We start from the raw sequence: 21209 nt of genomic DNA, 5'->3' as shown, positions 1-21209 counted from the left end.
GTATGATCCTTGCGATCGACATCGGCAATACAATCACCGAAATCGGCGCCTATGAGGGGGACGGCCTGCTGTTTGTTTCCCGGATACTGACCGCCATCAATAAGACGGAAGCCGAATACGCGGTGCTTATCCGCGACGTAATCCGGCTCTACCGGCAGGACGAACGTGCGCTCACCGGCGCGATCATCTCGTCGGTGGTGCCCTCTCTGACCCAGCGGCTGCACAAGGCGGTCGCACTGATCGAACCGGTGAAGATTTTGCAGATCGGGCCGGGCATCCGAACCGGGCTCAATATCAGGATTGACAACCCGGCGCAATTGGGGGCCGACTTTGTGGCCACCGCAATTGGCGCGATGGAGAAATATCCGCTTCCGGCGGTGATCATCGACCTTGGGACGGCTACAAAATTTTCTCTGATCGACGAAAAGCGGATGTTTATCGGCGGTTCGATCATGCCGGGCGTGACGGTTGCGCTGGAAGCACTGAGCAATCAGGCTGCACAGCTGCCGCACATTGGCCTGGAAAAACAGGTTAGCCTGATCGGTACCAACACCGAGGATTGTATGAAATCCGGTGTGCTGTACGGCACGGCAAGTATGATTGACGGGATGCTCGACCGCTACGAAGAAAAAATTGGCCCAGCCAAAACGGTGGTGGCCTACGGGCAGCTTGTGAATACGATTATCCCACAGTGCCGGCACAAAATCCTTGTCGATGAGACGCTGCTGCTCGACGGTCTGTACGCCATCTACAGGCGCAACAGCGACCGTATCTGAAAAAATTGAATAATAATGGGTATGTAACCGCTCCGGCGGAGGCATAAATTCCAAAATATGCGCTGCATCCGGAATGCCGGAGCAGCAGCAAGGAGAGATGTCTTATGTCAACCACACGCAAGACCACAAAGTTCACCCAGTTGTCCCTGCTCATCGCACTGATGGCGGTGCTGGCGTTCACACCGCTTGGATTCATCATGATCCCGCCGGTCGCCATCACCATTATGCACATCCCTGTCATCATCGGAGCCATCCTGCTGGGCCCCGTTGACGGCGCCATTCTGGGCGGTGCGTTCGGGCTTATGAGCCTTCTGAAGGCTTCGACAACGGCTGTTTCACCGGTGGATCTGCTCTTTTCCCCCTTTGCAAGCGGCGCGCCGTTCGCTTCGCTTGTGATGTGTATTCTGCCGCGCATCCTGCTCGGAGTGATCGCCGGGTGCCTTTATCGGCTTCTGCGCCGCACCGGCCGTGAAACCTTTGCGATTGCGGCGAGCGCGGCGATTGCGAGCATCTGCCACACGGTGTTGGTGCTCGGCTGCCTGTGGGCGTTGTTCGATGCGATTCCGCTCAAGGACGTATTCCTCACCATTGTGGGGTTCAACGGCATTCTGGAACTTTCTGCGGCGGTTGTCGTCACGACAGCGGTCTGCCGTCCATTGATGAAGTTTTTGGCAGCGCAGGGAGCTTTGCGGGAGGCAAAAGCATGAAAGAAATTCCAATTACAGAGATAGAGAATCTTAAAATCGGAAACGCGCAGGACATCGAGGGCGGCACCGGCTGTACGGTGCTCCTCTGCGCGCGCGGGATGCCCGCGGGGCTCGATGTGCGCGGCGGAGGCCCCGCTTCGCGCGAAAGCCAGCTTCTTAGCCCACTTGCCGCAGCGGAAGCGGTGCATGCCGTGCTGCTTTCCGGTGGAAGCGCTTTCGGGCTCGATGCTGCCGGCGGCGTAATGCGCTACCTGGCTGAGCGGGACGTGGGTTTTGACACCGGCATTACAAAGGTGCCGCTCGTCTGCGCGAGCTGCCTCTTCGATCTGGTGGTCGGTTCGCCGGATGCGCGCCCGGATGCAAAGATGGCTTATGCAGCCTGCCGCGCGGCCGAACAGGACGCGCCGGAGGAAGGGAATTTCGGCGCGGGCACGGGCGCGACGGTCGGCAAATATCATGGACCGGCCACCATGATGAAATCGGGGCTGGGCATTTATGCCGTGCAGCTGGGGGATTTGAAGGTGGGCGCGGTGGTCGCGGTGAATGCGCTGGGCGATGTCTTTGACATTGACAGTGGCCGCCGTTTGGCCGGGATGCTCACCCCGGATCTTTCCACTTTCGCGGATACCGAGCGGACAATGTACACGGAGAACACGGTACGCGGAAATCTTTTCACCGGGAATACAACGATCGGTGCGGTGATAACAAACGCGCGCTTTGACAAGACGAAGATGAATAAAATTGCTGCAATGGCCCACAACGGCTATGCGCGGGCATTGAACCCGGTCAACACGACCGCCGACGGGGACAGCATCTACGCGCTCTCGGTGGGAGACATGCAGTCCGACCTGAACCTGGTTGGGACGCTCGCGGCGCGGGTGATGGGCAAAGCGGTTGCCCGCGCTGTACTGCGGGCGGAACCGGCATATGGACTGAAAACTGCCCAGGACTTTCTCTGAAGCGAATAAAAGCTCCCCCGTCCGGGGGAGCTTTTATTTTCTCGTTTTGGGGTGCTGTTTACAGTTCGGATTTCCAGAGTCCGTGCAGGTTGCAGTAAGCATAAACCGCCACCGGCTGGTCGCCGCCGAGCGCGAAAGTCACTTCCGGGGCGGAACCGGGCTTGAGATTTTTGCGGTGGATGCCGTTTCGGGTTTCAAGAGCGACCCATACAATCCAATGTTTTTCTTCCATCGGATGGGAGACGCTCCCAACGTTCACCGAAACGGTGCCGCCGTCCACCTTGACGAGCGGGACATGTTTTTCGGTTGCGGCGTCAGTGGTGTTGGCGGTCAGTTTGTGCATCTTTTCTCCGCAGCAGACAACGGGAACGCCTGCGTCGTGCACCATTTCAATGAGATTCCCACAATGTTTACAAATGTAAAAAGTTGCCATCACAATTTCTCCTTAACAAATTTTCATTTTATTAGTTTGCCCGCCAAGTGGGCTTCAGAACCGTGTTTAGCAGAATATTTTCATCCGGTCTCCCCAAATTTTTGATCCGCGCAGAGCGGCTGGTCGGGAACTTTTCAGGATGAAAACTATACGTAATTTGTATATTTTAATATTAACACAGGCCGCCGCAATTTGCAAGCCCTTTATACCGCTATTTTTACCGCGGGACGGGAAAAAATTCCGAAAGTTCTTTCATACCGCTAAAATGAGGAACCCGCGCTTCCTTTTTTACATACACTGGCATATGGAGGGGAAGCTATGACCAACCAGTTTCATCCGGGAAACCGGCCGGGACGGCCCGATCGTCCGATGCAGCCAAATCCGCAGCCAGCCAACCCGAACCCGCAGCAGGCGCCCCAAAACCAGCAGGCTCAGCTAAACCAGATGCGTATGCAGCAAATTTTCAGAACCGAAACGGAATGCGGATGCAGCAAAACCACGGGAACATGAGTCGGATGAACCAAAACCGTCAAAATCCGTCCGGTGTGCAGAAGATTCTGCAAACAGCTTTGCAGAATCCGGTGGGAACTCTCAGCAAGGTAATGAATATTATAAGACTGTTGGGATAACCGCAGCCGGTTTGCCTGTACATACCTTGGAACAGGGACCTGGCCGCAGTTTACGAAAACTTTTACGAAAATTACCGATGAATCGAGCGATAAGGGAACAAAACGATCAGGAAAGCGGGACGCCGGGAGGCGTCCCGCTTTTGCGCGCTCAGAGATAAAAACATGGGGACCCGATCAGGCAGATGAGCAGCAGGATTGCCAGCCCGGCAAGAAAATAGGCCAGGCATCCGCTGCATCCGCGGTTTTCTTCCGGCGGGCAATCCTTTTGGGGCGGCCCGGGACAGTTGCAGTTACGCATTGCGCTCCCTCCTTGCTACAGGATATTCATCTAAGGATGGGTTCAGTCCTGTCGGACGGAATCCCTTTTTTGCGCATAGATTGGGAAAGGAGGTGTTTTTAATGGCGCGCAGCTATTACTACCAAAGGCCTGGTTATCCACAGCCGGCCCGGCGGCACCACGGCCGCAACTGGCCGACAAATATCAATTCGCCGGGTATGCATACCTTCCAGCGGCCGCCGGACCGGCTGCCGGAACCATTGGTTGAAATCCGCGTTGACGGCGAACGCTTCCGTTATCGCTGAAATATTTGCAGAAACCCGCCGGAAAGCTCTTGACCCGGCTGGGGATAGCGGATACAATAAAGAATGTTTATGGGCATTCAAATATCATTCAGCAAAGGAACGTGAAGAAAAATGAAAGTACGCATTCCAAAACACCGTGAGTTTGTCATCGATATTCAGGAGGAGGATGAAGCGAAAAAGCAGGAATGCTGGGATGCGCTTCAGAAAATCCTGGACGACTATAAAAAACAGGGGAAATCGGTGTATACCGAAACCTTCATAGAGGACAACGAGGACAAGGTGAAGGCGCTTCAGGAAACCTATCAGTTCACCTATACCGTTGAACTGAAAAAATAAGCATGCAGTAGAAAAGCCCGCCGGCCGGCGGGCTTTTTGAATATTGATTTACCGGCTGGCGAGCAGAGCCTTGATCTTCTCGTGCGGGTCGATGATCGCGCTGACCGAGATGTCATGGTTGATCGCAGCAATGAAGTAAGCGATATATTTGGAAACGTCAACCTCATGGAACCATTCACGGCTGCGCAGCTCCTCGCTGCGATAGGTGAGGTTGGTGCCGAACACGCCGCTGATGATGCCGTCCCGATAGGCTTTGTCAAACGCGTCGAGCCCGTTGGTGAAGATCGCGTAGGTCGCGTAGGAGAAAATGCGGTTTGCCTTCTGCTTTTTCAGCTCGTAGGCGATGTCAAGCATCGAATCACCGGAAGAGATGATATCGTCCGCGATGAAAACGTCCTTGCCTTCAACCGAAGTGCCGAGGTATTCATGCGCAACGATCGGGTTGCGCCCGTTGACGACCCGGGAATAGTCGCGGCGTTTGTAGAACATACCGAGATCGACGCCAAGCACCGACGCGTAGTACATGTTGCGGTTCATCGCGCCCTCGTCCGGGCTGATGATCATGAAGCGGTCGCGGCTGATATCGAGCTCCGGAAAGGCATGGAAGAGCGCTTTGAGAACCTGATAGGTCGGCATGACGTTGTCAAAGCCGGTCAGCGGGATTGCGTTATGGACGCGCGCGTCGTGCGCGTCGAAGGTTACGATGTTGGAGACGCCCATATGGGTCAGTTCCTGCAGGGCCATCGCGCAGTCGAGCGATTCGCGATAGTTGCGGCGGTGCTGCCGTCCGCCATAGAGAAGCGGCATGATCACGCTGATACGGTGCGCCTTGCCGCCGGCCGCCTGGATCAGACGCTTGAGATCCTGGAAATGGTCGTCCGGGGACATGCAGTTCTTCTGGCCGAACAGGTTGTAAGTGCAGCTGTAGTTGCCCATATCCACGATGAAAAAGAGGTCATTGCCGCGGATGGTGGATTTGATCAGCCCCTTGCTGTCTCCGGAGGAGAAACGGGGGCATTCGCTCCCGACGATAAAGGTGTCGGTGGAATGTTCGCTGGATGCAGCCCAACTGGTCAGATGTGCATCAATCTTCGCGCCAAGTTCCCGCGCGCCTTCGCTGACGATGAGGCCCAGCGGAGCCACACGGTCTTTTCCGTTAAAGATATCTTCTGCCTCGATATGCCCTGCCATTTTAAACGCTCCTTCAATCTCTTAGCTTTTTAGGTTTCACTGTAGAAATTGCGTGGATTCTGTCGAAAATCACACAGGAATATTATACATGATTCCATCTGCCTTGTACACTTAAAAACCGAATTTCCGTAAAAATGATCGAAATTACCGAAAGGATCTCCTTTTGATTATAAAAATTGTGAGAAACGAAAGAAAATTTTTGAAAATGGGATTTGGATGTGTTATAATATCTAAGTTACATATGGCCTATGGCCACGGTATATTTCTCGTGCCGGCCATTTTAAGGACAACTGGAAGTGAGGGAGCGGATTGGGACGGCGCAAACTGTTTTGTGAACGTGGGCCGCTGTGCTACGCGGTGTCCCTGCGCAAGGAGTATCTGCTGCGCTGGTGCCGGGATCTGGGCAGCCATGTGCGGTTTGCCTCCAGCCAGACTGGGGAGCCGCTTCCATTTATCGTAAAATCCCACCGCTCGGTTCTTCTGCGCAAGCTTTTTGGCGTGAACCAGCAGCTTCAGCAGAACAAGGCGGTCAACCTGCGGCTTGCCAGCCGGGGAATCGATGGGCTGCTCATCCGTCCCGGAGAGACGTTTTCCTTTTGGCGGCGGGTGGGGAACCCCACCGAAAAACGCGGCTTTTTGGAAGGGCTTGTGATCATCGGCGGCGGAAAACCGTCGGCTGCGGTTGGCGGAGGGCTCTGCCAGCTTGCGAACCTGATCCACTGGCTTGTTTTGCAAAGCCCGCTCACCGTCACCGAACTGCACCATCACACCGATGCCATCTTCCCGGACAGTGACCGCAGGGTTCCGTTCGGCACAGGCACCTCGGTTTTCTATAACAATGTGGACTACCGCTTCCAAAACGACACGCCGGATACCTATCAGCTGCGGGTCTGGCTGGACGAAACAGATCTTTGCGGGGAGCTGCTCTGCAGCCGGGAACTGCCGGTTCGGTACCGGATCGAGGAGCGGGATCACCACTATCAAAAGGAATCTGACGGCTGGTACTACCGTGTGAGCGAGATTTGGAAAAAGACGATCGACCGGGCGAGCGGCGGGACGCTGGAGGAAACCATGATCTTCAAAAACCACTCCCGCGTCCTGTTCGACGAGAGCCTGATCCCGCCGGAGCAGATCCGATGAACCCGCCGGAACCGGTGATCGCACAGATCGGACGGCAGGCGCGTCTGCGCCCGGAACAGGCCGCTTATCTCTGCGGGGACGAACAGCTGACCTATGGGGAACTCTGGGCGGGCTCCGGCCGGATCGCGGCGGGACTGCGAGCGGTCATGGGGGAAAATCCCGCGCCGGTTGCAATTCACGGGCGCAAGGGCGGCTGGTTTCTCACCTGTATGCTCGCCTGCATGCGTGCCGGGAAAGCCTATTTGCCAATCGATTCCGCCTGTCCGCCGGCGCGTGTCCGGCAGATCCTGTCCAGCGCAGGCGTGAAGCTGGTCCTTGACTGGGAAACGGCAATGCGGATGCTTGAAAAGCCGGAAGCGGTGGAGGTTTTGCGCTGCAATACCGACATTTCCTATGTTTTATATACATCCGGAAGCGAAGGGGCGCCAAAAGGCGTCCGGATCACACCGGAGAATCTCAGAAGCTTCACCGAGTGGAGCAGGACCCTGGCAGACGGCGGAATCTGGCTCAACCAGGCGCCGTATTCGTTCGACCTTTCCTGTATGGCGGTTTTTCCAGCGCTGACCGGCGGGAGAACCCTTTATGACCTCGATGCGTCCCTGCCGTTTGGGCGGATGTTCAATTGCCTCGGCGCTTCTGGGGTGGCGGTATGGGTTTCCACCCCGTCGTTTGCGGCCTACTGCCTTTCGGACAGAAGTTTCGGCCGCGCGCTGCTGCCAGAACTCAATACCTTCCTTTTCTGCGGCGAAGCGCTCAGTCCGCAGCTTGTCCGAGGGCTTTTTGAGCGTTTCCCGGACGTGCGGGTGGTCAATGCCTATGGCCCCACCGAAGCGGCTGTTGCGGTTACCGCTGTGGAAATCACATCGGGGATGTGCGCCGGCCTGCTGCCGGTTGGCCGGCCAAAACCGGGAACACAGATTGTCGTTGCGGACGGATCGCTCCGGCCGCTTCCCGATGGCCAAACCGGGCAGATCGTAATCCTGGGCGATTCGGTCGGCGCGGGATATATTGGAGAGGACCCAAACCGAAAATTCCGGCTTTTCGACGGCGTACCGGCATATCTGACCGGGGATCTTGGATTTTTCCGGGATGGGATGCTGTATGTTGCCGGCCGCATGGATGGGATGCTCAAATACCGGGGCTTCCGTGTGGAACCGTCTGAAGTGGAAGCGGTGCTGCTTTCGATCGGCGGCGTTTCACAGGCCGCCGTCCTGCCGGAATACGCGGACGGGGAAGTCCGGTCGCTGACCGCTTTCCTCTGCGGAGAACGGCGGGAATCACTTTGGGTGCGCCGGGCGCTGCGGGAGCAGCTGCCCGCTTATATGATTCCGAAACGGATCGTGTGGCTTTCTGAAATGCCGTTGGCTGGCAATGGAAAGCTGGACAAAGGCAAACTTAGGGGGATGCTCTGATGGAGGAGAAACTGCTGCGTCTGCTTGCGCAGGTATGCGGAGACGACATCGTTTTATACGACCGTCAGGTCGATCTCTGGGAGGAGGAGCTGCTTGATTCGCTGGGGCTTATGCAGCTGCTTGACGGGATTGAAGATCTTTTCAACCTGGAAATCTATCCGACGCAGGTTTCGCCGGAGATGTTCGCGACGCCGCAGCGGGTTCTGGAACTGGTAAAAGAAAAAACGGAAGGATGATTTTGGGGAATATAAATAATTTTTTGTTGCACTAAATAAAATTATTTAGTATAATATGGATGCGTGCTTGGACTTGCGTATCCTTGTTATAAAATAAGAAAAGTGTGAAAATGAATGGAGGGCTCCTACACAATGAACAGTCTATTCTATGTCGCCCCGATTGTCGGGGTGGTGGCGCTTCTTTGCGCGTGGTGGCTGTCGACCTGGATCAACAAAAACGGTATGGGAAACGACCGGATGAAAGAGATTTCATCCTACATCCGCGAAGGCGCGATGGCATTTCTGATGCGTGAATACCGCACCATCGTCATTTTTGTTGTGATCATGTTCCTGGTTTTGACCTTTGCAATCAATCTTCCGACCGCCGGCTGTTTTCTGCTTGGCGCGTTTTTCTCGGTGCTGGCGGGCTTTTTTGGGATGCGCACCGCGACCAGTTCCAATGTCCGCACCGCCGCTGCCGCGCAGGAGCATGGGATGACCCATGCCCTCAAGGTGGCGTTCCGCGGCGGCTCGGTTATGGGGCTTTGCGTGGTAGGCCTGGGCGTGCTGGGCGTGGGCGTGCTTGCAATCGTACTTGGCGTTGAGAATGCGAGCATGCTGACCGGTTTTGGGCTGGGCGCCTCCTCGATCGCGCTGTTTGGGCGTGTCGGCGGCGGCATCTACACCAAAGCGGCCGACGTCGGCGCCGACCTGGTGGGAAAAGTTGAGGCGGGCATTCCCGAGGACGACCCGCGCAACCCCGCCGTCATCGCGGATAACGTGGGCGACAACGTGGGTGATGTGGCCGGTATGGGTTCCGACCTGTTTGAAAGCTATGTCGGCGCGATCATCTCCTCGATCACGTTGGCCGTGACCCTTTCCGACCCGGACCCGCTGACCGGATCGATCTTCCCGCTGGCTCTTTCGGCCATCGGGATCCTGGCTTCGATCATCGCGATCTTCATGGTCGGCCGGGGGGACAGCAAAAATCCGGCAAAAGCGCTCAATATGGGTACTTATGTCAGCGGCGGGATTGTCGTGGTGGCTTCGTTCTTCCTGAGCCGGGCGCTTTTTGGTGACCTGCGCGCGTTTGTCGCGGTTGTGATCGGCCTTGTGATCGGCGTTTTGATTGGCGCGATCACCGAGCGCTACACCTCCGGCGACTACAAGTCGGTCAAGAGCATTGCCAAGCAGTGCGAAACCGGACCGGCAACCTGCATCATTGACGGCTTTGCGGTTGGGATGCTGTCCACCGTCTGGCCGATGCTCCTCATTGCGGCGGGTATCATCGGCGCCTATGTGGCGTTCGGGCTCTACGGTATCTCGCTGGCGGCGGTCGGGATGCTCTCCACCGCGGGTATCACCATCGCGGTAGACGCTTACGGCCCGGTTTCTGACAACGCGGGCGGCATTGCCGAGATGGCGAACCTGCCGGAAAGCGTGCGCGAGATTACCGACAAGCTCGACTCGGTCGGCAACACCACTGCTGCCGTTGGCAAGGGCTTTGCGATCGGTTCCGCCGCGCTGACCGCGCTGGCGCTGTTTGTTTCCTATTCGCAGATTGCGAAACTCACCGCGATCGACCTGCTGATGCCGCAGGTGGTTGCCGGCCTGTTCATCGGCGGTATGCTTCCGTTCCTGTTCTCGGCGCTGACCATGCGTTCGGTCGGTAAAGCCGCGTTCCAGATGATCGAAGAAGTCCGCCGCCAGTTCAAGGCGAACCCAAAGATCATGGAAGGCACCGAAAAACCCGATTATGCGAAGTGTGTTGATATTTCCACCGCTGCCGCGCTTAAAGAGATGGTCATTCCGGGCCTGCTGGCGGTCGTCAGCCCGATTCTGGTCGGCCTCTGGAGCGTGGAAGCGCTCGGCGGCCTGCTCGCGGGCGCGCTGGTCGCGGGCGTCCTGCTCGCCATCATGATGGCGAACGCGGGAGGTGCATGGGACAACGCGAAGAAATACATCGAAGAAGGCCATCATGGCGGCAAGGGCAGTGAAGCGCACAAAGCCGCAGTTGTGGGAGACACGGTGGGCGATCCGTTCAAGGACACCTCCGGCCCGTCGATCAACATCCTTATCAAACTGATGACGATTGTTTCGGTTGTGTTCCTGCCGCTCTTCATGCGTCTCGGATAAAACTGGATAAAAAGGCTCCGTATCAATTTGATACGGAGCCTTTTTGAATGATGTAGGTCAGATTGCGATGCTCTCCGCCTTAATAGTGAGCACGATATGCTCACTATTGCGGAAATTGCTTTTCTTCAGATAGCGGTTTGCCAGCAGAGGGGAGGAGAAAATTTTAGCCAGACGGGGATCATGGACAAGCATCCGTGCATTAAAAAGGTATTTGGCTGTATTGTTTTCACGGATCTGGATAATATACTGCATTTATACTCCTCCTTCTTTGAAAATATTATCATAATCTGGAAAGATTTACAATAAAATGCGTGTACGATATAACAAGAATTACAAAATGTACGGCTGTGCCTGAAATAAAAATATGCGCCATCCATCCGGGATGGCGCATACCGTTTAGCTGCCGAGCACATGGAATTGCCGCAGAACCGCATCCCGGCGGCTGTCCGGGAGCCGGTTGAGATAAGAGGCGTACCGCAGCTGCCACTCAACCTCGCGCTGTGCGCGGATCTTTCCCTCCGCATCCTCGAAGGGCATCCGGGAAAGCAGCAGAGCCTGCACGGAAGGCTCAAACGAATCAAAAACCATCGGGTATTCCTCCTCGAAAATGCAGTCCGCAGCGAGCAGATCGACGAGGTCGGCCAGCGAATGCACCTCGGTGTGCAGGATGCGGATTTTGGCCTCGACCGTTTCACAGATGAGGATTTCATCCGCCAGCAGCGCGAAATCCTCATCGTTCAGCGTTTCCTCATCAGCGAGGACCATCTCCGGCTCCTTTGTACACAGAACGGCGAACGGTTCGAGCCGGCCGCCGGCCGTATTGAGATCGTCCGCGAAGTCCGCGGCGGCAGCCCGCACATAATCGTCCAGCTTCGGGTTTTCAAACGCGCACTGGGCAAGCAGCAGGTCGGCGGCATGTTTTATCAGGGCCTGCCGCTGGCTTTCCTGCAGCGGCAGAAGCTTCTGTTCGAGTTCTGCGGCGCTTTGCGCATCAAGCTCTATCCCGCCGCGTCCAAGCAGGAGATTGAGCAGCAGATTGCGCAGCGCGATGAGGAAAAGGTTGGCATAGGCGTCGGCGGGTGAAACGCGGCTCTGATGCGCGTACTGTTCGAGAAGCCTCTCAAGCCCGTCTGAAAAATGCGCACAGAAACGGTTTTCGAGTGCGAGGGAGGAAAGGCGGTCGTGCACCGCAAAGATGCCGGTCGTACCGTTTTCACAGGCGAGCGGGTATTCGGTGATGACCATAAAGTCATGGGGGAAAGGGGAGGACTGCCAGGCGCGCAGCAAACCCGGCAGGGTGCTGTCCAGCGTGATGCGGTAAGCTTCGTTCACTGTGCGCGTACGGGTGGCGCGCACGCGGGAGAGCAGCGGCACACAGGCTTTTGCTTCGGTATTTAAAATATCGGCTCCTATCTGGTAAACGGCTTCGACCGGTCGGTTTTTGAGCAGGTTGATCCCATCGGCGGGGGTTGCCTGGCTCTTGAGCGCGAGGTCAATGCAGTAGCCGATCCCGTCCATCAGCTCGTCCGCCGTCGATTCAGGCACCGAGCTGCTTTCCCCGTGGGTTATTTTCACAATCTGCGCGCGCAGGAGGGAAAGCAGTTCATTTTCGATCCGCGCGGCATCCATGTCATTAAGCATGCCGACCCGGCGCGCTTCCTGGATGAGCGAAAGGGTAAAGGCTCCATAATCGATTCGATCCTGGTCGAGAGCGATGTGCTTTATAAGCGAATGGTCCGCCATTTGTCATCCTCCTGCGTGTCAAAGTCGGTCAGTTCCGCGTCTTTTGCGGCGGTTTCCACTGTTTCTTCCGGCGGAGTATCGGTGCCATAGGCGCGGATGCTGCGCGCCATCTGTTCAAGTTCGCGATTGGCGAGCAGTTCAAGCGAACCGCCGCATTTGCCGTCGAAAAAGTCTTTCATCTTTTCGAGCAGTTCGTCGTCCGGGATCTGTTCGAGCGTGTCGGTCTTCATGTAGTAGAAGAGCTCAACCAGCTGCCCGATGGTATCCGCGTAATTGTCCGCGGTCAGGTGGGGCGAATCGCAGAAGGCCAAAATCACCCGGTCAATCATACTGTCCCCGATCTCGATCCGGCCGCTGCCGCGCAGCGCCTGTGCGTGGACTTTTTGCAGTTCGGACGCCTGTTCGTAAGTCAGCGATAACCCATATTGGCTCGCAACATCGTTGGTGCTCAGGATGGCTTCGGTTGTTTTGCCTGCGAGAACCCCAGCATCGCCCGCAAGCAGTTTCATCAGTCCGCTCATGGAAAAATCCTCCCCGATCCTTCAAAAGATTTGGGTCTTGACAAATGCGGGAAAATGTGATATGTTATATTTAGATAGATGTGAATAAAATCGAATATTCGTATCATAAACTCAAGTATATCAAAATCCACGGCGCTTGTCAAGAAGCACCGTGGATTTTTTCCTTCTCCTAAAGGATTGCGAGCAGGATAAAATTGAGCAGGAACAGCAGTGAGGAAACGAACAGCAGCGGGTGTACCTCTCCAAGTTTTCCACGCGCGGCCTTGACGAGGCAATAGAAAAGAAAACCGGCCGCAATCCCATCTGAAATGCTGTAGCAGAGCCCCATAAAAACCGATGCGAAAAAGCATGGGACCGCTTCCCCAAAGTCCCGCCAGTCGATTTCGCGAAAGGCGGACATCATGAGAACTCCGACCACAATGAGCGCGGGCGCGGTTGCAGCGGCGGGCACAAGCCCTGCCACCGGAGCGAGCACAGCGCTTACCGCGAGCAGGACGGCGGTTACAACGCTTGTGAGGCCGGTGCGGCCGCCCACGCCGATTCCGGCCGCGCTTTCGACATATGTTGTGACGTTCGAGGTGCCGCAAATAGCGCCAATCGCGGTCGCGGCCGCATCCGCGAAAAGCGCACGGTCCATCGGGGTGCGAAAGCCTTCCGATTTTTCAGGCAGGCTGGATGGGGAAAAGATCCCGGACTGCAGTCCGGTGCCGATAAAGGTGCCGATTGTATTGAAGAGATCGGAAAGTGAAAAGATAAAGATGGTGATCAGAACAAGCGGGATCCGGGTGGGATCGGAAAAAAGCGACCAGAGTCCCTGCGGGCCAAGCGCGGCGCCAAAGGTCGCGCCAAGCTCCCGGAAGGAATCCCCCAGCGAAGAGGCTGAAAGCGAAGCGGCGGAAAGATCCACAAGCCCCATCGGAATACCAAGCAGGGTGGTGGCGAGGATCCCGATGAGCAGCGCGCCGCGCACCCCGCGCACCATCAGCAGGATGGTCAGCACAAGGCCCGTAAGCGCGAGCAGGGCGTCCGGCCGGGCGAGGTCCGCAAGCGCCGGGACGATGCCGCCGCCGGTTACGACCGATGTGATGTCGGTGTAGGCGATTTTGGGGGCGTAAGCCGCGCCGTTGATTGTGAGAAGTGACTGCGCGTCGGAGGAAAATTGCAGAAGGTTAGCGTTTTTGAAACCAATATATGCCACGAAAACGCCAATGCCGCCGCCGATTGCGTTCTGCAGGCCCGGCGGGATTGAGCGGATGATGCTCCTTCGGATTTTGGTGACAGTGACGGCGATGTTCACCAGGCCGCAGAGAAATACGAGGCTGAGCGCCTGCTGCCAGGAAAAACCAAGTCCGAAGCAGACGGTATATGTGAAGAATGCATTGAGCCCCATTCCCGGCGCCTGCGCATAGGGGACATTCGCGAAAAGGCCCATGATGAGCGTCCCGGCTACCGAAGCGATGACCGTTGCGAGAAAAACCGCCTGATAAGGCATCCCGGAGGCGGAAAGGATGCGCGGATTGACAAACAGGATATATGACATGGCAAAGAAGGTCGTGACCCCGGCCGCGATTTCAGTTGAGACGGTCGTGCCGTGCGCCTTTAGATGAAAGAAACGCTCCATAATGCAAACAACCTTACCGTTAGATTTTGGTAAGGTTGTTGTTTGCAGAAGACGGTGGGTTTATGCACCAGGTTGGTTTTCATCGGCTGCGCCAGCGTCTTACAAGAAGCGGAAACGCGGGCCCCCGGCTTTGTCACCAGCGCCGCACGCCTTCGATATGTAAAAAACGGGCCTGTGCATAGATGTAGCTGGAAAGAGGCCGCAGATGCGCGTCATAGGTGTGGGTGGAAACCAGCAGGCCGCTGTCCGTGACCCCGGTCACGAGCAGTGAGTGATACCACTTGCCGTTCGCATCGCCAAGCTGGATAACGTCGCCGAGCTGCATCCCTTCCGGGCCGCTTAGGGAAGCGAATGGGCCCGCGCCTTTGTTTGCGGTGAGAAATTTATACAGGTACGGTACGCCGCTCCAGGCCGCTGCGCGGTCGGTTGCGCTGTTATAATACCAGCCCACGTCTTTTTTATAATTCATGATTCCGCTGCCGGCATAGATGCACTGGGAGATAAAGCTGGTGCAGTCCCCGCCGATCCCGTCGAAGCTGAGATAGCGCGGGTTGCGCGAAAATGCCCACCGTTCGGCATAAGCGGCGGCCTTGGAGCGTTCATAGGCATTGATGGTTGGCATAAAAGAACCCCCATTTTCCATTTTGATTAATTTAGAATATCATTCTTATCCTATGCGGTTTGCTTGACTTTTGCATACCGGTACATTAGAATTTAAAAGAACTCAATTGGTATAAAAGTATGGTGCAGGGGAAGCCGGGTGAAACTCCCGCGCAGGGACGCTGCTGTAAGTGCTTAGCTGCGGTTCAGGATGCCACTGGGAAAAATCCCGGGAAGGCGGACCGCCGCGTTGAGGCATAAGCCAGAATATCCGGCCATACGGGGATCGCGCGGCGGACGGTTCTTTTGCGGGCGTGAGAAATCAGGCGGCCGGATGATAAAATCCGGATGTCCGTCTTTTTTCGCCGTTCGGGAACTTGTCCGCCCGGACGGCTTTCTTTTTGTCCGGAAGTGTAAAACGCCCCAAACGGCCAAATGCGCTTTCCGTATTTCAAAAATGTCACATATGCGGTATAATTTCAGAGAAGGATTTATCGCCGCGCGGCCCGGCACAGCCGGACGCCTGCCGAAAACCAAGGGGGGACGGGGATGCTCGAACGTTACGTCTACTGCGGCGCGCAGAGGCTGCGCTGCGGCTATACGACCGGGTCGTGCGCTGCGGCGGCCGCGAAAGCGGCGGCTCGGATGCTGCTGACCGGCTGCGCTCCCATTGAGTCCGTCATTGAAACACCGGGGGGAGTCCGTTTGGCACTTCCGGTTGAGGCGGCGTCGTTTGACGGAAAAACGGCGCGATGCGCGGTGCGCAAGGACGCGGGCGACGACGCGGACGCGACCGATGGGCTTTTGATCTTTGCCTGTGTGACGGCAGAGCCGGATGGGCTGATTTCGGTCGACGGCGGAAACGGCGTCGGCCGGGTGACCCGGCCCGGGCTTGACCAGCCGCCCGGCGCGGCGGCCAGGGTGACCCGGCCCGGGCTTGACCAGCCGCCCGGCGCGGCGGCCATCAACCGCGTCCCGCGCGAGATGATCGCCCGGGCAGCGCGCGAAGCGCTGGGGGATTGTGGAATGGAAACAGGCCTGCGGGTGGTAATTGAGGTGCCGCAGGGCGAACAGATTGCCGCGCGGACCTTCAATCCGAGGCTGGGCATTGTGGGCGGTATCTCGATCCTTGGGACAACCGGCATCGTCGAGCCGATGAGCGAAACGGCGCTCGTCGAAACGATCCGCACCGAGCTTGGCGTGCGGTATGCCGCCGGAAATGGGCCGGTTCTGCTGACGCCGGGCAACTACGGCGAGACATTTGCGCGAAGGGCGTTGCGGCTCGATCTTTCCCGGTCGGTGCTCTGCTCCAATTACATCGGCGAGGCGATCGACCATGCGGTGCGGTTGAGATTTTCCGGAATTCTGCTCGTCGGGCATATCGGCAAGCTTGTGAAGCTTGCGGGGGGCATTTTTGAGACGCATTCGCGGGTGGCGGATGCGCGTATGGAGATATTGACGGCCTATGCGGCGCGGGCGGGCGCGGACAGGCTGCTGGTGAAGCGGCTGCTCGACTGCGCGACCACCGACGAAGCGCTCGGCCTGCTCGAAGCGGGCGGTGTATTAAACGATACCGTTCGGTTCATCCTGCAAAGGATCGAATTTCATTTGGAGCGCCGCGCCGGGGGAATCCCGGTGGGCGCAGTGCTCTTTTCCAATCCACGCGGCGTGCTCGGCCAGACGACTGGCGCGGCGGCGCTGCTCGAAAAGCTCAGACAGACGGAGGAACCCATATGAACGGAACCTTATACGGCGTGAGCGTCGGCCCCGGCGACCCGGAATTGCTCACGCTCAAAGCGGCGCGGATCATACGGCAGTGCCCGGTCATCGCGGTGCCGCGTTCTGCGGATGAAAACGCCCCGATCGCGTTGGGCATCGCCCTGCAAGCGGTGCCGGAAATTTCCAGAAAACAGATTGTCGAGCTTTCCATGCCGATGACCCGTGATAAGGCGGAGCTCGACCGTACCCGCGGCAAGGCGGCGGACATGCTCATGGAGCTGCTCGCGGCGGGCAGCGACGTGGCGTTTCTCACTTTGGGGGACGTGTCGGTCTATTCCACTTATTTCTATCTTGACGAACGTGTCCGCGCCTGCGGATATGAAACGCGCGTGATCGCGGGCGTGCCGTCTTTCTGTGCCGCGGCCGCCCGGCTCGGCGTCAGCCTCACCGAGGCGTCCCAGCCGCTGCACATCATCCCCGGTTCCTATTCCAGTGTGGATGAGGGGCTCGGTTACGCCGGCGCCAAAGTTCTGATGAAAACCGGAAAATCGATCGAACAGGTGAAGGCGCGGCTGAAAGAACGCGGGCTTTATGAAAGCGCGCGGATGGTCCAGAAGTGTGGCATGGAGGGCGAGCGGGTGTTCAATTCTCTCGACGGGGCGGACGCGGATGCAAGTTATTTTTCGATCATTGTCGTGAAAGGATAGGTGCGGTTATGGTGCATTTTGTGGGAGCGGGCTGCGGCGCGCCGGACCTCATCACCGTGCGCGGGCAAAGGCTCCTGCGCGAGGCGGATGTGATCATCTACGCAGGATCGCTTGTGAACCCCGCACTTTTAAAGGAAGCGAAGCCGGGCTGTGAAATCCATGACAGCGCGAAAATGACGCTGGAGGAGGTTTTTTCGGTGGTGCAGGCGGCCGAAGCTGCCGGGAAAAGCACTGTGCGGCTGCATACCGGCGACCCGTCGCTTTACGGCGCCATCCGCGAGCAGATAGATTTGCTCGAAGAAGCGGGGGTTCGTTATGACGTGACGCCTGGGGTGAGCGCTTTTTCCGGCGCGGCGGCGGCGCTTGCGCACCTCGGCGGCGCGGAATATACCCTGCCGGACGTTTCCCAGACGCTGATTGTCACCCGTATGGCTGGACGCACGCCGGTGCCGGAGCGGGAGGAAATTGAAAAGCTGGCCGCGCACCGCGCCTCGATGGCCGTCTATCTCAGCGCGGGGATGGTGGAACGGCTTTCCGAAAAGCTTATCGCGGGCGGCTATCCGGAGGATACGCCCGCCGCGATCGTTTATAAAGCGAGCTGGCCGGACGAAAAAACGATCGTATGCACGGTCGGGCTGCTCCCGGCGCTGGCCGAGGAGCATCGCATCACCAAAACGGCGCTCATCCTGGTGGGAGATTTCCTCGGGGAGGATTATGCCCGCTCGAAGCTTTACGACCCGGCATTCACGACCGGTTACCGCGAGGCGCTGGTATGAGAATTTCAGTCGTTTCTTTCACTGAAAACGGTGCGCGGGTTGCCGCTGCGCTGCGCGGGATACTGCGGGAGAACGGGCATCTGTGCAGCGCCTGTGCCATGCCGCGCCACGCCGGTAACGGCGGCCTCACGCCGCTGCTGGAACCGCTTGAAAGCTGGACGGCCCGCTCTTTTGGGGAAAGCGATGGGATCATCTTTGTGGGCGCGGCGGGCATCGCCGTGCGGGCGATCGCGCCGCATGTGAAAGATAAACTCACCGACCCGGCCGTGCTTTCGGTGGATGAGCAGGCAAACTTTGTGATTCCGCTGCTTTCGGGGCATATGGGCGGTGCGAACAAACTGGCGCGGGAGCTTGCGGAGTGCTTGGACGCGACGCCGGTTATCACGACCGCTACAGATTTAAACGGCCGGTTTGCGGTCGACGTGTGGGCAAAGGAGCAGAATCTTGCAATCTGCGAGCGGGAGAACGCGAAAGCGGTTTCCGCAGCGCTGCTCGATGGGAATGCGGTGGGGTTTTGCAGCGATTTCGTGGTCGAAAGCGCGCTGCCGCAGGGGCTCACGATGGCGGAGGACGGACCGCTTGGCATCTGTGTTTCATTTTCCGGCAGGGACGAGCCGTTTTTGCGTACCCTGCATCTCGTCCCGCGCATTGTGACGCTTGGGGTGGGCTGCCGCAAGGATGTAGCGCCGGAGGTCTTCGAGGAAGCGATCCTGGCGCTGCTTTCGCAGAACGACCTTTCGGTGCAGGCGGTCCGGGAGGTCGCGACGATCGATTTAAAGGCACGGGAGCCGTGCATCCTGGCCTTCTGCGAGAAATACCGCCTGCCGCTGTGCACCGCGTCCGCCGGGACGCTCGGCGCGTTGGAGGGATCATTTTCCGGCTCGGCGTTTGTAAAGGGCGCGGTCGGGGTGGACAATGTCTGTGAACGGGCCGCGGTGCTCGTTTCAGGCGGGAACCTGCTGATGCGCAAACAGAGCAGGAATGCTGTCACAGCCGCGGCGGCCGTGGCAAACTGGAGGGTACGTTTTGGACATACGGATGACAGGGATTGATTATAACCGCGCGCCTGTTGAAGTGCGCGAACGGTTTGCAATGACCAGAGGCGCCGCGGCCGTAGCCATGGAAAGGCTGCGGGCGGACGGCGGCGCGCAGGGGTGCGTGATCCTTTCGACCTGCAACCGTACCGAGCTTTGGATCTGCGGCGGGAAGCTTTTGCCGTACGAGGCGCTCTGTGACGTTTGCGGGGTGGACCCTGCGGAATATCGGGACTGCTTTCTCGACCGGGCAGGACGGGAAGCGGCGGAACATCTTTTCGCGCTCGCCTGTGGGCTTAAATCGCAGGTGTTTGGGGAGGATCAGATCATCACCCAGGTGGGGGATGCGCTTGCGCTTGCGCGCGGGTGCGGCGCGGCCGGGCCGGTGCTGGAGACCCTCTTCCGCATGGCGGTTACCGCCGCGAAGCGGGTCAAGACCGACGTGCGGCTCACAGCCGCTGACCGCTCGGTGGCGGCCAGCACGGTCGCGTTTCTGCGCGGGAAGCTGGGAACGCTCGATGGACTGCCCTGTATGGTCATCGGAAACGGCGAGATGGGCAGGCTTGCGGCTTCGGCACTTGTGGCCGAGGGCTGTGATGTTTTAATGACTGTGCGGCAGTATCACCACGGCGAAGTCTGTATTCCGGACGGCGCGCAGACCATTGCCTATGAAAAACGGCTGATATACCTGCCCGGTATGCGGGTGGTGGTGAGCGCGACCGCCAGCCCGCATTACACGCTGCGCGCGTCGGATGTGGCGCCGTTTCCCACACCGGCAATCCTCTGCGATTTGGCGGTGCCGCGGGACATCGACCCCGCGCTTGCGGACCGGCCCGACCTTTCGCTTTATGATACCGACCAGATCTGCGGGCGCCGTCCGGTGCGCGCAGATTATGAAACACTCACACAGGTGCGGGAGATTTTACAGAGCTGCCTCGCGGAATTTGAAGCGTGGTACCGCTTCCGAGAATTTATCCCGGCAGTGGGGGAAATCAGCGCCTGCGCGGCGGATGACCTGTTGGGCCGGATGCAAAAACCGATTCGCCGGCTGCCGCTTGCGCAGGACGACCGGGATGCCTTCGCGGGATATCTGAACCAGTCGGCGCAGAAGGCGGTCGCCCGGCTGCTTTACGGGCTGCGGGAAAACCTTGCGCCGCAGCTGTGGAAGCAATGTATCGAAGGACTGCAAAAATCCGCGCATGGGAAGGAGCAGGTATGAAACTGTATGTGGTCGGGCTCGGCCCGGGAGATGCAAAGTATCTGACGCCGCAGGCCGCGGCCGCGCTTTTGGAAAGCGATGTGATCGCGGGCTACAGCGTCTATATTGATCTGGTGCGGGAGCGCTACCCCCAAAAGCAGCTGCTGTCGACGCCGATGCGCCGGGAGGAGGAACGCTGCCGGCTGGCGCTTGAAAAGGCGGCGCAGGGGCATACCGTTTCGATGGTTTGCAGCGGCGATCCAGGGGTTTATGGGATGGCAGGGCTCCTCTATGAACTGTCGAAGGATTATCCGCCGGTGGACATTGAGGTTGTGCCGGGCGTGACCGCCGCGTGCAGCGGCGCTGCGCTGCTGGGCGCGCCGCTCGGACACGATTTCGCGGTGATTTCCCTGAGTGACCTGCTCACTCCCTGGGAAACGATCGAGAAACGGCTGGCCGCGGCGGCCGCGGCGGACTTCTGCATCTGCCTTTATAACCCCGCGAGCAAAAAGCGCGGCGATTATCTCAGAAAGGCCTGTGAAATCCTGCTGCGCCACCGCGCGCCGGAAAACGCGGCGGGCTTGGTCCGTAATATCGGCCGCACGGACGAATCCTGCGCGGTGATGACCCTGTCGGAACTGAAAGACGTGGAGGCGGATATGTTCACCACCGTGTTTATCGGCAATTCTCATACAAGGATTCAGGACGGCAGGCTGGTGACGCCGCGCGGCTACAAAGTGACCGAAAGTTGAGCGAAGCAAACGCTTCAAGGAG

24 protein-coding genes and 1 riboswitch are annotated in these 21209 nt (G+C 58.0%); of the genes, 16 read left to right on the top strand and 8 right to left on the bottom strand.

The window, feature by feature from the left end:
- Window positions 1–2 precede the first annotated feature (2 nt).
- From BN4275_RS16105 to BN4275_RS16095, 3 genes are all read left to right on the top strand, one after another.
- Entirely contained in the window at window positions 3–776 is a 774-nt protein-coding gene (locus BN4275_RS16105) for a type III pantothenate kinase (RefSeq protein WP_066460042.1), read from the top strand.
- Window positions 777–880: 104 nt separating this feature from the next.
- Window positions 881–1483, top strand: a complete 603-nt coding sequence (locus tag BN4275_RS16100; protein ID WP_066460041.1) for an ECF transporter S component — start codon at window positions 881–883, stop codon at window positions 1481–1483.
- The gene (locus BN4275_RS16095) at window positions 1480–2442 is read left to right on the top strand and encodes a P1 family peptidase (protein WP_066460040.1); all 963 of its coding nucleotides are present in this window, start codon (window positions 1480–1482) and stop codon (window positions 2440–2442) included. Before BN4275_RS16100 ends, BN4275_RS16095 begins: the two co-directional genes overlap by 4 nt.
- A gap of 58 nt (window positions 2443–2500) precedes the next feature.
- Here the strand turns inward: BN4275_RS16095 and BN4275_RS16090 are convergent, their stop codons facing one another.
- Window positions 2501–2875, bottom strand: coding sequence for a desulfoferrodoxin family protein (locus BN4275_RS16090; RefSeq protein ID WP_066460039.1), 375 nt, complete (start codon window positions 2873–2875; stop codon window positions 2501–2503).
- Window positions 2876–3193: 318 nt separating this feature from the next.
- Here BN4275_RS16090 and BN4275_RS16080 point away from each other — a divergent pair, with 318 nt between their 5' ends.
- Window positions 3194–3385, top strand: a complete 192-nt coding sequence (locus BN4275_RS16080) for a hypothetical protein (protein WP_066460037.1) — start codon at window positions 3194–3196, stop codon at window positions 3383–3385.
- 267 nt (window positions 3386–3652) lie between these two features.
- Here the strand turns inward: BN4275_RS16080 and BN4275_RS17395 are convergent, their stop codons facing one another.
- Complete coding sequence (locus BN4275_RS17395; protein ID WP_154018905.1) at window positions 3653–3802, bottom strand: hypothetical protein; 150 nt, start codon at window positions 3800–3802, stop codon at window positions 3653–3655.
- Between the two features lie 101 nt (window positions 3803–3903).
- Here BN4275_RS17395 and BN4275_RS16075 point away from each other — a divergent pair, with 101 nt between their 5' ends.
- Window positions 3904–4086: a hypothetical protein gene (locus BN4275_RS16075; protein ID WP_066460036.1), complete on the top strand. Its 183-nt coding sequence runs from the start codon at window positions 3904–3906 to the stop codon at window positions 4084–4086.
- Window positions 4087–4197: 111 nt separating this feature from the next.
- Window positions 4198–4422: a methylenetetrahydrofolate dehydrogenase gene (locus BN4275_RS16070; RefSeq protein WP_066460035.1), complete on the top strand. Its 225-nt coding sequence runs from the start codon at window positions 4198–4200 to the stop codon at window positions 4420–4422.
- A gap of 48 nt (window positions 4423–4470) precedes the next feature.
- Here the strand turns inward: BN4275_RS16070 and BN4275_RS16065 are convergent, their stop codons facing one another.
- Window positions 4471–5613, bottom strand: a complete 1143-nt coding sequence (locus BN4275_RS16065; RefSeq protein WP_066460034.1) for a ribose-phosphate pyrophosphokinase — start codon at window positions 5611–5613, stop codon at window positions 4471–4473.
- Between the two features lie 309 nt (window positions 5614–5922).
- On the opposite strand from BN4275_RS16065, the gene BN4275_RS16060 reads away from it, so the two are divergent.
- The 4 genes from BN4275_RS16060 to BN4275_RS16045 all read left to right on the top strand — a co-directional run bounded on the left by BN4275_RS16060 (window position 5923) and on the right by BN4275_RS16045 (window position 10516).
- On the top strand, window positions 5923–6753 hold the full coding sequence (locus tag BN4275_RS16060) for a VanW family protein (protein WP_066460033.1): 831 nt from the start codon (window positions 5923–5925) through the stop codon (window positions 6751–6753).
- Complete coding sequence (locus BN4275_RS16055) at window positions 6750–8165, top strand: AMP-binding protein (RefSeq protein ID WP_066460032.1); 1416 nt, start codon at window positions 6750–6752, stop codon at window positions 8163–8165. The genes BN4275_RS16060 and BN4275_RS16055 overlap by 4 nt, the downstream gene beginning before the upstream one ends.
- On the top strand, window positions 8165–8401 hold the full coding sequence (locus BN4275_RS16050; protein ID WP_066460031.1) for a phosphopantetheine-binding protein: 237 nt from the start codon (window positions 8165–8167) through the stop codon (window positions 8399–8401). The genes BN4275_RS16055 and BN4275_RS16050 overlap by 1 nt, the downstream gene beginning before the upstream one ends.
- 132 nt (window positions 8402–8533) lie before the next feature.
- The gene (locus BN4275_RS16045) at window positions 8534–10516 is read left to right on the top strand and encodes a sodium-translocating pyrophosphatase (protein ID WP_066460030.1); all 1983 of its coding nucleotides are present in this window, start codon (window positions 8534–8536) and stop codon (window positions 10514–10516) included.
- 57 nt (window positions 10517–10573) lie between these two features.
- Here BN4275_RS16045 and BN4275_RS16040 read toward each other — a convergent pair whose 3' ends face one another.
- The 5 genes from BN4275_RS16040 to BN4275_RS16020 form a co-directional block, all read right to left on the bottom strand.
- On the bottom strand, window positions 10574–10768 hold the full coding sequence (locus BN4275_RS16040) for a hypothetical protein (RefSeq protein WP_066460029.1): 195 nt from the start codon (window positions 10766–10768) through the stop codon (window positions 10574–10576).
- 144 nt (window positions 10769–10912) lie between these two features.
- A complete protein-coding gene (locus BN4275_RS16035; protein WP_066460028.1) occupies window positions 10913–12259 on the bottom strand; it encodes a DUF6179 domain-containing protein in 1347 nt (448 codons plus the stop codon).
- Entirely contained in the window at window positions 12238–12780 is a 543-nt protein-coding gene (locus tag BN4275_RS16030) for a DUF6323 family protein (RefSeq protein ID WP_066460027.1), read from the bottom strand. The genes BN4275_RS16035 and BN4275_RS16030 overlap by 22 nt, the downstream gene beginning before the upstream one ends.
- Before the next feature lie 169 nt (window positions 12781–12949).
- Window positions 12950–14401 carry an NCS2 family permease gene (locus tag BN4275_RS16025; RefSeq protein WP_066460026.1) on the bottom strand — a complete coding sequence of 484 codons (1452 nt, stop codon included), beginning with the start codon at window positions 14399–14401 and terminating at the stop codon, window positions 12950–12952.
- Between the two features lie 133 nt (window positions 14402–14534).
- Window positions 14535–15023, bottom strand: coding sequence for an amidase domain-containing protein (locus tag BN4275_RS16020; protein ID WP_066460025.1), 489 nt, complete (start codon window positions 15021–15023; stop codon window positions 14535–14537).
- A 103-nt stretch (window positions 15024–15126) separates the two neighbouring features.
- A riboswitch (cobalamin riboswitch) is annotated at window positions 15127–15295 on the top strand.
- Between the two features lie 255 nt (window positions 15296–15550).
- Here BN4275_RS16020 and cbiD point away from each other — a divergent pair.
- The 6 genes from cbiD to cobJ are packed head-to-tail and all read left to right on the top strand — an operon-like array spanning window position 15551 to window position 21187.
- Window positions 15551–16738 (top strand): cobalt-precorrin-5B (C(1))-methyltransferase CbiD, encoded by a 1188-nt coding sequence (cbiD, locus tag BN4275_RS16015; protein WP_066460024.1) that lies wholly within the window; start codon window positions 15551–15553, stop codon window positions 16736–16738.
- A complete protein-coding gene (gene cobI, locus BN4275_RS16010) occupies window positions 16735–17427 on the top strand; it encodes a precorrin-2 C(20)-methyltransferase (protein WP_066460023.1) in 693 nt (230 codons plus the stop codon). Before cbiD ends, cobI begins: the two co-directional genes overlap by 4 nt.
- 8 nt (window positions 17428–17435) lie before the next feature.
- Complete coding sequence (gene cobM, locus BN4275_RS16005; RefSeq protein ID WP_066460022.1) at window positions 17436–18203, top strand: precorrin-4 C(11)-methyltransferase; 768 nt, start codon at window positions 17436–17438, stop codon at window positions 18201–18203.
- The gene (locus BN4275_RS16000) at window positions 18200–19255 is read left to right on the top strand and encodes a cobalt-precorrin 5A hydrolase (RefSeq protein WP_066460021.1); all 1056 of its coding nucleotides are present in this window, start codon (window positions 18200–18202) and stop codon (window positions 19253–19255) included. Before cobM ends, BN4275_RS16000 begins: the two co-directional genes overlap by 4 nt.
- Window positions 19230–20456: a glutamyl-tRNA reductase gene (locus tag BN4275_RS15995; RefSeq protein ID WP_066460020.1), complete on the top strand. Its 1227-nt coding sequence runs from the start codon at window positions 19230–19232 to the stop codon at window positions 20454–20456. Before BN4275_RS16000 ends, BN4275_RS15995 begins: the two co-directional genes overlap by 26 nt.
- Entirely contained in the window at window positions 20453–21187 is a 735-nt protein-coding gene (cobJ, locus tag BN4275_RS15990; protein WP_066460019.1) for a precorrin-3B C(17)-methyltransferase, read from the top strand. The genes BN4275_RS15995 and cobJ overlap by 4 nt, the downstream gene beginning before the upstream one ends.
- The last annotated feature ends 22 nt before the right edge of the window (window positions 21188–21209 follow it).

The organism is Anaerotruncus rubiinfantis (genome assembly GCF_900078395.1).
GTDB classification, from domain to species: domain Bacteria; phylum Bacillota; class Clostridia; order Oscillospirales; family Ruminococcaceae; genus Anaerotruncus; species Anaerotruncus rubiinfantis.
Note: the sequence above shows the minus strand (reverse complement) of the source record. Positions and strands in the feature narration are given on the sequence as shown.